The organism is Massilia eburnea (assembly GCF_009720745.1).
Lineage (GTDB): Bacteria > Pseudomonadota > Gammaproteobacteria > Burkholderiales > Burkholderiaceae_D > Rugamonas > Rugamonas eburnea.
The window spans coordinates 305,459-317,840 of sequence record NZ_WNKX01000002.1 but is presented as its reverse complement, the minus strand read 5'-3'; the positions used below and the strand labels follow the sequence as shown (position 1 = coordinate 317,840).

At 59.2% G+C, this 12,382-nt stretch carries 7 protein-coding genes; 5 read left to right on the top strand and 2 right to left on the bottom strand.

All coding sequences use genetic code 11. The features are described from left to right. Positions 1–2: 2 nt before the first annotated feature. The 5 genes from rplA to rpoC all read left to right on the top strand — a co-directional run bounded on the left by rplA (position 3) and on the right by rpoC (position 10,517). Positions 3–698: a 50S ribosomal protein L1 gene (gene rplA, locus GM658_RS03960; protein WP_090436077.1), complete on the top strand. Its 696-nt coding sequence runs from the start codon at positions 3–5 to the stop codon at positions 696–698. A 247-nt stretch (positions 699–945) separates the two neighbouring features. Beyond that, positions 946–1,443: a 50S ribosomal protein L10 gene (rplJ, locus tag GM658_RS03955; RefSeq protein WP_028103002.1), complete on the top strand. Its 498-nt coding sequence runs from the start codon at positions 946–948 to the stop codon at positions 1,441–1,443. A gap of 64 nt (positions 1,444–1,507) precedes the next feature. Beyond that, positions 1,508–1,885, top strand: a complete 378-nt coding sequence (gene rplL / locus GM658_RS03950) for a 50S ribosomal protein L7/L12 (protein WP_155452697.1) — start codon at positions 1,508–1,510, stop codon at positions 1,883–1,885. 190 nt (positions 1,886–2,075) lie between these two features. Beyond that, entirely contained in the window at positions 2,076–6,185 is a 4,110-nt protein-coding gene (gene rpoB / locus GM658_RS03945) for a DNA-directed RNA polymerase subunit beta (protein ID WP_155452696.1), read from the top strand. Between the two features lie 108 nt (positions 6,186–6,293). Then, positions 6,294–10,517 (top strand): DNA-directed RNA polymerase subunit beta', encoded by a 4,224-nt coding sequence (gene rpoC / locus GM658_RS03940; protein ID WP_155452695.1) that lies wholly within the window; start codon positions 6,294–6,296, stop codon positions 10,515–10,517. A gap of 113 nt (positions 10,518–10,630) precedes the next feature. Here the strand turns inward: rpoC and GM658_RS03935 are convergent, their stop codons facing one another. Beyond that, the gene (locus GM658_RS03935) at positions 10,631–11,482 is read right to left on the bottom strand and encodes an endonuclease/exonuclease/phosphatase family protein (RefSeq protein ID WP_229416741.1); all 852 of its coding nucleotides are present in this window, start codon (positions 11,480–11,482) and stop codon (positions 10,631–10,633) included. A gap of 69 nt (positions 11,483–11,551) precedes the next feature. Continuing rightward, the gene (locus tag GM658_RS03930; protein ID WP_155452694.1) at positions 11,552–12,373 is read right to left on the bottom strand and encodes a hypothetical protein; all 822 of its coding nucleotides are present in this window, start codon (positions 12,371–12,373) and stop codon (positions 11,552–11,554) included. Between the last annotated feature and the right edge of the window lie 9 nt (positions 12,374–12,382).

The following is a 12,382-nucleotide window of genomic DNA, read 5'->3' as shown; positions in this document are numbered from 1 at the left end:
TCATGGCAAAACTGTCCAAGCGCGCTCAAGCCATCAAGGCTAAAGTTGACCGTACCAAAGTGTACGCTTTCGACAACGCTGTTGCTCTGATCAAAGAACTGGCGACCGCCAAGTTCAACGAATCGATCGACGTGTCCGTACAACTGGGCGTGGATCCTAAGAAGTCCGACCAGGTTGTTCGCGGTTCCGTGGTTCTGCCAGCTGGCACCGGTAAAACTGTTCGCGTTGCTGTGTTCGCAACCGGCGACAAGGCTGAGCAAGCTAAAGCTGCCGGCGCTGACGTTGTTGGTATGGAAGACCTGGCTGAGCGCGTCAAAGCCGGCGACATGCCTTTCGACATCGTGATCGCTTCCCCAGACACCATGCGTATCGTTGGTACCCTGGGCCAGATCCTGGGCCCACGTGGCCTGATGCCTAACCCGAAAGTTGGCACCGTTACCCCTGACGTCGCTACCGCTGTGAAAAACGCGAAAGCCGGCCAGGTTCAGTACCGTACCGACAAGGCTGGTATCATCCACGCCACCATCGGCCGCAAGTCGTTCACCGACGCTGATCTGAAGACCAACCTGGTTGCTCTGATCGACGCCCTGAACAAGGCTAAGCCAGCTTCGTCCAAAGGCGTGTACCTGCGTAAAGTATCCCTGTCGTCCACCATGGGCGCCGGCGTACGCGTAGACCACGCTGGCCTGAACGGCTGATTAAGAATTAAGTCCTCACCGGAAGGTGGGGCGGATCTTTGGGATTGTCGGCGGTGAAAGCCGCCGGCAGGCCTTCAAAGACCGTTGGGCCGGATGCATCAGGCAGGCAACTGGTTAATAGTGAAAGCTCCCAACGCAGATGGTGTACCCGAACAAGTTTATGTAGTCCCTTTAGACTCCTAAACCTCGGACGCCGTTGTTCGAACCGATGCGAGGCGCAAGCCGAGCATTATTTAAGGAGAAGACCGTGGGTCTCAATCTGAATGACAAAAAGGCCGTCGTTGCCGAAGTTTCCGCAAAAGTAGCAACTGCGCAAACTATCGCTGTGGCCGAGTACCGTGGCATCCAGGTTGGTCACTTGACTAAACTCCGTGCTAATGCGCGTGCGCAAGGCGTGTACATCCGTGTTCTGAAGAACACCCTGGCACGTCGTGCAGTAGAAGGCACGCAGTTCGCCGCTCTGGCCGATTCCATGACCGGTCCGCTGATCTACTCGATCTCGGATGATGCTGTTGCTGCAGCGAAAGTCCTCGCCGACTTCGCCAAAACCAACGACAAACTGGTCCTGAAGGCTGGTAACTATGCAGGTAAGCAGCTCGACGTAGCTGGCGTTACCGCACTGGCGAGCATTCCTAGCCGTGAAGTCCTCATCTCGCAGCTGTTGGGCGTTATGCTGGCTCCGGTGTCGGGCTTTGCACGTGGCCTGGCTGCTCTGGCAGCCAAAAAAGAAACCGAAGCCGCTTAATCGCTGGCCTGGTTTCTTAGTCAATACCAATTCTGTAGTACTACAAACAAATTAGGAGTTTCAAATGGCAATTTCCAAAGACGACATCCTGAACGCAGTGTCCGAAATGTCCGTAATGGACCTGAACGAACTGGTCAAGGCATTCGAAGAAAAATTCGGCGTGTCCGCTGCTGCAATGGCTGCTCCAGCAGCTGGTGGCGCAACCGGCGGCGCAGCTGCTGCTGAAGAGCAAACCGAATTCAACCTGGTTCTGTCCGAAGTCGGCGCTAACAAAGTTGGCGTGATTAAGGCTGTTCGCGAAATCACCGGTCTGGGCCTGAAAGAAGCCAAAGACCTGGTTGACGGCGCACCGAAGACCGTGAAAGAAGCAATGGCTAAGGCCGACGCTGAAGCAGCTAAGAAGAAGCTGGAAGAAGCCGGCGCGAAAGCTGACCTGAAGTAATTGAACCAAGGCGGGTAACTGCCTTAGTTTAGGAAGCCAATGCGGCGGATCTCATCCGAAAGGGTGGGTCCGCCCTTGGCTCCTTTGTCGTCTCTGAAGTAGAAGTTGTTGTTTTATAGTGAATTGAGCTTTGCGAAGCGCGCCCGCAACGCTGAATTCTCTACCTTTTCCTGTCTCACACGGAGTGTCCATGCACTACTCATTTACTGAGAAGAAACGCATTCGCAAGTCCTTTGCGAAACGCGCCAACGTCCACAACGTTCCGTTCCTGCTGGCTACCCAGCTCGAGTCTTACGAGAACTTCTTGCAAGAGCACACTCCAGTTGCAAACCGCAAGAACGAAGGCCTGCAATCGGCTTTCACGTCGATCTTCCCAATCGTTTCCCACAACGGCTTCGCCCGTCTGGAATTCCTGTCCTACGTCCTGGGTGACCCGGCGTTCGACGTCAAGGAATGCCAACTGCGCGGCCTGACCTTCGCTTCCCCGCTGCGCGCCAAAGTGCGCCTGGTGATCCTGGACAAGGAATCGCCAACCAAGCCGGTCGTGAAGGAAATGAAGGAGCAGGAAGTCTACATGGGCGAACTGCCCCTGATGACGACCACCGGCTCGTTCGTGATCAACGGCACCGAGCGTGTCATCGTGTCCCAGCTGCACCGTTCGCCAGGCGTGTTCTTCGAGCACGACCGCGGCAAGACCCACTCGTCCGGCAAGCTGCTGTTCTCGGCACGTATCATCCCTTACCGCGGTTCCTGGCTGGACTTCGAGTTCGACCCGAAAGACATCCTGTACTTCCGCGTCGACCGCCGCCGCAAGATGCCGGTATCGATCCTGCTGAAGGCGATCGGCATGACCCCGGAACAGATCCTGGCGAACTTCTTCGTCTTCGACAACTTCAACCTGCGTTCGGAAGGCGCGGAGATGGAGTTCGTGTCCGAACGCCTGCGCGGTGAAGTCGCGCGCTTCGACATCGTCGATCCGAAGTCGGGCAAGACCATCGTCACCAAGGACAAGCGTATCAACGCCAAGCACGTGCGCGAAATCGAAGCCGCAGGCATCCAGCACATCTCCGTGCCGGAAGACTACCTGCTGGGCCGCGTACTGGCGAAGAACATCGTCGATCCGGAAACCGGCGAAGTGGTGGCACTGGCCAACGACGAGCTGACCGAAGATACCCTGGGCAAGCTGCGCGAAGCCAACATCTCCGCCATCCAGACCCTGTACACCAACGACCTGGACCAGGGCGGCTACATCTCGCAGACCCTGCGTATCGACGACACCGCCGACCAGACCGCTGCCCGTATCGCGATCTACCGCATGATGCGTCCTGGCGAACCGCCAACCGAAGAGTCGGTGGAAGCCCTGTTCAACGGCCTGTTCTACAGCGCCGACCGCTACGACCTGTCCGCCGTGGGCCGCATGAAGTTCAACCGCCGTATCGGCCGTGACGAACTGACCGGCGCCATGACCCTGTCGAACGACGACGTGCTGGCCGTGATCAAGATCCTGGTTGAGCTGCGCAATGGCCGCGGCGAAGTCGACGATATCGACCACCTGGGTAACCGCCGCGTACGTTGCGTGGGCGAACTGGCCGAGAACCAGTTCCGCGCCGGCCTGGTGCGCGTTGAGCGCGCCGTCAAGGAACGCCTGGGCCAGGCCGAAGCCGACAACCTGATGCCGCACGACCTGATCAACTCCAAGCCGATCTCGGCTGCTATCCGTGAGTTCTTCGGTTCGTCCCAGCTGTCGCAGTTCATGGACCAGACCAACCCGCTGTCGGAAATCACCCACAAGCGCCGTGTATCGGCCCTGGGCCCTGGCGGTCTGACCCGCGAACGCGCAGGCTTCGAGGTGCGCGACGTGCACCCGACCCACTACGGCCGCGTGTGCCCGATCGAAACGCCTGAAGGCCCGAACATTGGTCTGATCAACTCGCTGGCACTGTATGCCCGCCTGAACGAGTACGGCTTCCTGGAAACCCCGTACCGTAAAGTTGAAAACAGCAAGGTCACCGACAAGATCGATTACCTGTCCGCGATCGAAGAAGGCCGCTACATCATCGCCCAGGCAAACGCCAAAGTGAACGATGCAGGCCAGCTGGTCGACGAACTGGTGTCGTCCCGTGAAGCCGGCGAAACCATCCTGGTCTCCCCGGAGCGCGTGCAGTACATGGACGTTGCTCCAGGCCAGATCGTTTCCGTTGCAGCATCGCTGATTCCATTCCTGGAGCACGATGACGCGAACCGTGCACTGATGGGCGCCAACATGCAGCGCCAGGCCGTGCCTTGCCTGCGTCCTGAAAAAGCGCTGGTCGGTACCGGTATCGAACGTACCGTGGCAGTCGACTCCGGCACCACCGTGCAGGCACTGCGCGGCGGCGTGGTGGACTACATCGACGCGGGCCGCGTCGTGATCCGCGTGAACGATGAAGAAGCACAGGCTGGCGAAGTCGGTGTGGACATCTACAACCTGATCAAGTACACCCGTTCCAACCAGAACACCAACATCAACCAGCGTCCTATCGTCAAAGTGGGCGACCGTGTGGCCAAAGGCGACGTGATCGCCGACGGCGCATCGACCGACCTGGGCGAACTGGCACTGGGCCAGAACATGACCGTGGCCTTCATGCCATGGAACGGCCTGAACTTCGAAGACTCGATCCTGATCTCGGAAAACGTCGTCAAAGACGACCGTTACACCTCGATCCACATCGAAGAACTGTCCGTGGTTGCCCGTGACACCAAGCTGGGCGCGGAAGAAATCACCCGCGATATTTCGAACCTGGCCGAGAACCAGCTGGCTCGCCTGGACGAATCCGGCATCGTGTACATCGGCGCTGAAGTGCAAGCCGGCGACGTGCTGGTCGGTAAGGTGACCCCGAAAGGCGAAACCCAGCTGACTCCGGAAGAGAAGCTGCTGCGCGCGATCTTCGGCGAAAAAGCCTCCGACGTGAAAGACACCTCGCTGCGCGTTCCATCCGGCATGGTTGGTACCGTCATCGACGTGCAAGTGTTCACCCGCGAAGGCATCCCACGCGACAAGCGCGCCCAGCAGATCATCGACGATGAACTGAAGCGCTACCGCCTGGACCTGAACGACCAGATGCGTATCGTGGAAGGCGACGCCTTCCAGCGTCTGGAAAAGATGATGATCGGCCAAGTTGTGAATGGCGGCCCGAAGAAGCTGGCCAAAGGCGCCAAGATCACCAAGGACTACCTGGACGACCTGGACAAGTTCCACTGGTTCGATATCCGTCCTGCCGACGAAGACATGGCCAAGGCCCTGGAAGCCATCAAGGAATCCATCGCCGAGAAGCGCCACCAGTTCGACCTGGCCTTCGAAGAGAAGCGCAAGAAGCTGACCCAGGGCGACGAACTGCAGCCTGGCGTGCAGAAGATGGTCAAGGTCTACCTGGCCGTCAAGCGCCGCCTGCAGTCCGGCGACAAGATGGCAGGCCGCCACGGTAACAAGGGTGTTGTGTCCCGTATCGTTCCGGTGGAAGACATGCCATACATGGCTGACGGTACCCCGGCAGACGTGGTGCTGAACCCACTGGGCGTTCCGTCCCGTATGAACGTGGGCCAGATCCTGGAAACCCACCTGGGTTGGGCCGCCAAGGGCCTGGGCATCCGTATCGGCGAAATGCTGCAAGCGCAGATCAAGGTCGAAGAGATGCGCAAGTACCTGACCACCGTGTACAACGAGTCCGGCGCCAAGGAAGACATCGCTTCCCTGTCCGACGACGAGATCATGAAGCTGGCATTCAACCTGAAGAAGGGTGTGCCGTTCGCGACTCCGGTGTTCGACGGCGCGCACGAATCGGAAATCCGCCGCATGCTGGACCTGGCGTATCCGGACGACATCGCCAAGCACCTGGGCATGACCCCGTCCAAGAACCAGGTCACCATGTACGACGGCCGCACCGGCGAAGCGTTCGAGCGCAAAGTCACCGTGGGCGTGATGCACATGCTGAAGCTGCACCACCTGGTCGACGACAAGATGCACGCCCGTTCCACCGGTCCTTACTCCCTGGTGACGCAGCAGCCTCTGGGCGGTAAAGCCCAGTTCGGTGGCCAGCGCTTCGGTGAGATGGAGGTGTGGGCACTGGAAGCGTACGGCGCGTCCTACGTGCTGCAAGAAATGCTGACCGTGAAGTCCGACGACGTGAACGGCCGTACCAAAGTGTACGAAAACCTCGTCAAGGGCGATCACGTGATCGATGCCGGCATGCCGGAATCGTTCAACGTGCTGGTGAAAGAGATCCGTTCCCTGGGTATCGATATCGACCTGGAACGCAACTAAGACACCGCACAGGGAAAAAGGGGACGTACCCCTTTTTCCCAAAGGGAGAAAAGGGGTACGTCCCCTTTTTCCCGACCTTAAAGAATTCGTCACTATCTGGAGTGATACATGAAAGCCCTGCTCGATTTATTCAAGCAAGTACAGCAAAACGAGTCGTTCGACGCGATCAAGATCGGTCTGGCCTCTCCTGAGAAAATCCGTTCGTGGTCGTATGGCGAAGTCAAAAAGCCAGAAACCATCAACTACCGTACCTTCAAGCCAGAGCGCGATGGCCTGTTCTGCGCCAAGATCTTTGGCCCGATCAAGGACTACGAATGCCTGTGCGGCAAGTACAAGCGCCTGAAGCACCGCGGTGTCATCTGCGAAAAGTGCGGCGTTGAAGTGACCCTGGCCAAAGTGCGCCGCGAGCGCATGGGCCACATCGAACTCGCATCCCCAGTTGCGCACATCTGGTTCCTGAAATCGCTGCCGTCGCGTCTGGGCATGGTCCTGGACATGACCCTGCGCGATATCGAACGCGTCCTGTACTTCGAAGCATACGTTGTGACCGATCCAGGCATGACCCCGCTGAAGAAGTGCCAGATCATGTCGGAAGACGACTACGCCGCCAAGTACGAAGAGTACGGCGACGACTTCACCGCCTTCATGGGCGCTGAAGGTATCCGCGAACTGCTGCGCTCGATCGACATCCACCGCGATGCCGAAGCCCTGCGCGTGGAACTGAAGGAATCGAAGTCCGAAGCGAAGATCAAGAAGTACGCCAAGCGCCTGAAAGTGCTGGAAGCATTCCAGCGTTCCGGCATCAAGCCAGACTGGATGATCATGGAAGTGCTGCCGGTGCTGCCGCCGGAACTGCGCCCACTGGTCCCGCTGGATGGCGGCCGCTTCGCGACCTCCGACCTGAACGACCTGTACCGCCGCGTCATCAACCGTAACAACCGTCTGAAGCGCCTGATGGAGCTGCGTGCTCCAGAGATCATCACGCGTAACGAAAAGCGCATGCTGCAGGAAGCGGTGGACTCGCTGCTGGACAACGGCCGTCGCGGCAAGGCGATGACCGGCGCCAACAAGCGTCCGCTGAAGTCGCTGGCTGAAATGATCAAGGGTAAGGGCGGCCGCTTCCGTCAGAACCTGCTGGGTAAGCGCGTCGACTACTCCGGCCGTTCCGTGATCGTGGTGGGTCCACAGCTGAAACTGCACCAGTGCGGTCTGCCAAAGCTGATGGCCCTGGAACTGTTCAAGCCATTCATCTTCAACAAGCTGGAACTGATGGGTCTCGCGACCACCATCAAGGCCGCCAAGAAGCTGGTCGAAGTGCAAGAGCCAGTGGTGTGGGACATCCTGGAAGAAGTGATCCGCGAACATCCGATCATGCTGAACCGTGCACCAACCCTGCACCGTCTCGGTATCCAGGCTTTCGAGCCGGTGCTGATCGAAGGCAAAGCGATCCAGCTGCACCCGCTCGTCTGCGCAGCGTTCAACGCTGACTTCGACGGTGACCAGATGGCAGTCCACGTTCCGCTGTCGATCGAAGCACAGATGGAAGCCCGCACCCTGATGCTGGCTTCGAACAACATCCTGTTCCCATCGAACGGCGAACCATCGATCGTTCCTTCCCAGGATATCGTGCTGGGTCTGTACTACGCGACTCGCGAGGCAGTCAACGCCAAGGGCGAAGGCATGATGTTCCCGGACGTGTCCGAAGTCATCCGTGCTTACGACAACAAGGAAGTCGAACTGGCCACCCGCATCACCGTGCGTATCGTTGAGAATCCAAAGGATCCAGCGACCGGCGAGTTCGTGCGTACCCTGACCCGTTACGAAACCACCGTTGGCCGTGCCATCCTGTCCGAGATCCTGCCGAAGGGCCTGCCATTCAGCGTGCTGAACCGTTCGCTGAAGAAGAAAGAGATCTCCAAGCTGATCAACACGTCCTTCCGCAAGTGCGGCCTGCGCGCCACCGTGGTGTTCGCCGACCAGCTGATGCAGTCGGGCTTCCGCCTGGCAACCCGTGCCGGTATCTCCATCTGCGTGGACGATATGCTGGTACCGGACGTCAAGAAGACCATGATCGCGACCGCCGAAGCGGAAGTGAAGCAGATCGAGCAGCAGTACGCTTCCGGTCTGGTCACCGCCGGCGAACGTTACAACAAGGTCGTCGACATCTGGGGCAAGACCTCCGATGAAGTCGGCAAGGCGATGATGGACCAGCTGAAAGTCGAAGACGTGATCCGTCGCGACGGCACCAAGTCGACCCAGGAATCGTTCAACGCGATTTACATGATGGCCGACTCCGGTGCGCGTGGTTCCGCAGCACAGATTCGCCAGCTGGCCGGTATGCGTGGTCTGATGGCTAAACCTGACGGCTCGATTATCGAAACCCCGATTACCGCGAACTTCCGCGAGGGCCTGAACGTTCTGCAGTACTTCATCTCGACCCACGGCGCTCGTAAAGGTCTGGCCGACACCGCGCTGAAGACCGCGAACTCCGGTTACCTGACCCGTCGTCTGGTCGACGTGACCCAGGATCTGGTGGTGATCGAAGACGATTGCGGCACTTCCAACGGCACCCTGATGAAGGCGATGGTCGAAGGTGGTGAAGTGATCGAAGCCCTGCGCGACCGTATCCTCGGCCGCGTGGCAGGCACCGACATCGTCAATCCTGAAACCCAGGCAACCCTGTACGAAGCCGGCACCCTGCTGGACGAAGACATGGTGGAAGAGATCGAACGCGTCGGCATCGACGAAGTGAAGGTTCGTACCCCGCTGACCTGCGACACCCGCTACGGCCTGTGCGCCAAGTGCTACGGCCGCGACCTGGGCCGCGGCCTGCTGGTCAACGCCGGCGAAGCAGTCGGTGTGGTGGCAGCGCAGTCGATCGGTGAACCTGGTACCCAGCTGACCATGCGTACCTTCCACATCGGTGGTGCGGCATCGCGTGCAGCAGTGGCATCGTCGGTCGAAGCCAAGTCGAACGGCACCGTGCGCTTCACCGCCACGATGCGTTACGTCACCAATGGCAAGGGCGCCCAGATCGTCATTTCCCGTTCCGGCGAAGTGCTGATCACCGACGACCACGGCCGTGAGCGCGAGCGTCACAAGGTGCCGTACGGCGCGACCCTGATCGTCAAGGACGGCATGGCTGTGAAGGCCGGCGCTCCTCTGGCAACCTGGGACCCGCTGACCCGTCCGATCATTACCGAGTACGCCGGTACCATCCGCTTCGAAAACATCGAAGAAGGCGTGACCGTGGCGCGCCAGGTCGACGAAGTGACCGGTCTGGCTACCCTGGTGGTGATCGACGCCAAGCGTCGCGGTTCCCCAGGCAAAGCCCTGCGTCCACAGGTGAAACTGCTGAACGAAGACGGCGGCGAAGTGAAGATCGCCGGCACCGAACACGCAGTGGCGATCGGCTTCCAGGTCGGCGCGCTGATCATGGTGAAAGACGGCCAGCAAGTGTCCGTGGGTGAGGTTCTGGCGCGTATCCCGACCGAATCGCAGAAGACCCGAGACATTACCGGTGGTCTGCCACGCGTTGCGGAACTGTTCGAAGCACGTTCGCCGAAAGACGCGGGCATGCTGGCGGAAGTCACCGGTACCGTGGCCTTCGGTAAGGAAACCAAGGGCAAGCAGCGTCTGGAAATCACCGACATGGACGGCAACAAGCACGAGTTCCTGATTACCAAGGACAAGCAAGTGCTGGTGCACGACGGCCAGGTGGTGAACAAGGGCGAGATGATCGTGGACGGCCCAGCCGATCCGCAAGACATCCTGCGCCTGCTGGGTATCGAAGCGCTGGCCCGCTACATCGTCGACGAAGTGCAGGACGTGTACCGACTGCAGGGCGTGAAGATCAACGACAAGCACATCGAGGTGATCGTTCGCCAGATGCTGCGCCGCGTGCAGATCACCAATGCCGGCGACACCGACTACATCGTCGGCGAGCAGGTGGAGCGTTCCGAACTGCTGGAAGAAAACGATCGCGTCAATGCCCTGAACAAGATCCCTGCAACGTATGAAAACGTCCTGCTGGGTATTACCAAGGCATCGCTGTCGACCGACTCCTTCATCTCGGCCGCATCGTTCCAGGAAACCACCCGTGTCCTGACCGAAGCTGCGATCATGGGCAAGCGCGATGGTCTGCGCGGCCTGAAGGAAAACGTCATCGTCGGCCGCCTGATCCCAGGCGGTACCGGCCTGGCCTTCCACCGCGCCCGCAAAGAGAAGGAAGTGTGGGAAGCCGAAGAGCGCAAAGCGCTGCTGGAAGCAGAACGCGCCGCCATCGTGGCCGAACTGCCAGCGGACGAACCGCACCACAGCGACGAAGCGTAATCCGCTTCAACGCCAGCAAAAACGCCACCCTCGGGTGGCGTTTTTTTTTGACCGATACACAGCTGAGTCCGTGTCCCACCATGGGGTCAGACCCCAAGTGGGACACGGGCTGTTCAGTTGATCCGGGCTTTGATCAGTACTGGCAGGTGATCGGAGGGGAAGCGGCCGTGGAAGGAGTCGGTCAGCGCCGCGTAGCTCAGCACCTTCACTTGCGGGCTGACGAAGACGTAGTCGATACGCTCCTTCAGCGGGCTGTCGATTTTGAATCCGTTGAAAGTACCTACCGGGCCATAGGCTGGCTTCGCACTGATGTCGAACGCATCGGCCAACTGTGACTTCATGGTGCCGATTTGCTCGGTCTCCGGCACCGAGTTGAAATCGCCGGCCACGATCACCGGAGCTGAACCGGCAATTTCCTTTACCTTCCGCAGCATGAGCTTGGCCGATTCGCGACGCGCCACTTCGCCTTCGTGGTCGAAGTGAACGGAGAAGAAGTAGAATTTGCGGCCGGTCTGGCGGTCCTGCAGTTGCGCCCAAGATGCGATACGGTGGCAGCACGTAGCATCCCACCCCAGCGACGGGCGGTCAGGCGTCTGGCTCAGCCAAAAGTCGGCATTGCGCAAAAGGGTGAAACGTTGGCGCTTGTAGAAGATGGCGGAGTGTTCACCGGCCTGCTTGCCATCATCGCGGCCGACGCCGACGTGCGCGTACTCCTGCATGCCGCCCAGGTCAGCGATCTGGTCTGGCAACCCTTCCTGCGTCGCGAAGACATCAAAATCGTGATAGCGCACCAGTCTCTCGACCAGCTCCTTGCGGTGGGGCCAGGCGTTTGGGCCGTCCTCCGCAGTGTTCATGCGCAAGTTATAGGTGGCGATATTCAGCGTCGCATCCTGCTGGGCAAAAGCCGAAGGGGCGAGGGCAACAAGGAAGGCGAGCTGCAGTAAACCGAGGCGTATCTTCATCATGCTCCAGGAAGGGAAGTTCGGGCTCATCAGTATATGCGAGAGCCGAACCGCCTTCGGAAGGCCGCCCATTTATCTGGCGATCTGGTATTTGAGCAACTGCGGCAGCCACGCAGTCTCGAAGATCTTCGCAAACCCGCCATTGGTGGGATGTATTTCGTTGGTCCAGTCCAGCTTATATTTGCCGGGGTAGTGCGCGAGCACGCCTCGGCTGTCGATATGGACAATCTCGTTTCCGGGTTGGTCGAAGGGCTCGAACACTTCGTCGTTCAGCCGGTCTATCAGGATCTCCATGATCTGCTGCCGCAATGCCAAATTGGGCTTGACGCGAGCCTTGTCCATTGCCGGTGCAAGCCAGGGGCCGCCTTTCACTGGACCGAACTGGAAGCCCCTGCCATCCGGCGTCGGATAGTCGTAGCCGTTGAGGAAGATAGGGCGCACGATCTGATCGTCCTTATACGCCCAACGGATGTCGTGAATCAGCGAGCCCAGGGCCGAAGAAATGCGCCGAAGCAGGGTCTGGACCCCAAAGGGATCAAAGCATTCTTCCGCTGAAGTGAATGTCGAGCAGTCGGCGCGCAAAGCCAGGGAATAGTCGACAGCGTCGTTCCCCGCCCCGCTGATATAGAACTCAGAAAACCCATCTTTCCAAAGAGGGGAGAGCCAGTGCTCAACTTCGCGCGCATACCTGCCCGCCCCGACGTAGTCCTGTAGCTCCGCGCCGTTGTAGCCGAGAAGGCGTACGTTGGAATGATCTGCTGATGTGCGCGGATGGTCGACCAGTATTTCCAGCAGATTATGGTTCGGGTACCAGAACCATGAGTCACCAATTGCCAGCGCCGAACAAAACTCACCCGGCTCTTCTTGCTGATTATCACGATAGATTCTGCCCACGAAAGTCTC

What these genes read in the sequence shown, in the direction of transcription:
- GM658_RS03935 (WP_229416741.1), bottom strand. Translation starts at nt 11,482, where the DNA reads ATGATGAAGATACGCCTCGGTTTACTGCAGCTCGCCTTCCTTGTTGCC.
- rpoB (WP_155452696.1), top strand. Translation starts at nt 2,076, where the DNA reads ATGCACTACTCATTTACTGAGAAGAAACGCATTCGCAAGTCCTTTGCG.
- rplA (WP_090436077.1), top strand. Translation starts at nt 3, where the DNA reads ATGGCAAAACTGTCCAAGCGCGCTCAAGCCATCAAGGCTAAAGTTGAC.
- rpoC (WP_155452695.1), top strand. Translation starts at nt 6,294, where the DNA reads ATGAAAGCCCTGCTCGATTTATTCAAGCAAGTACAGCAAAACGAGTCG.
- rplL (WP_155452697.1), top strand. Translation starts at nt 1,508, where the DNA reads ATGGCAATTTCCAAAGACGACATCCTGAACGCAGTGTCCGAAATGTCC.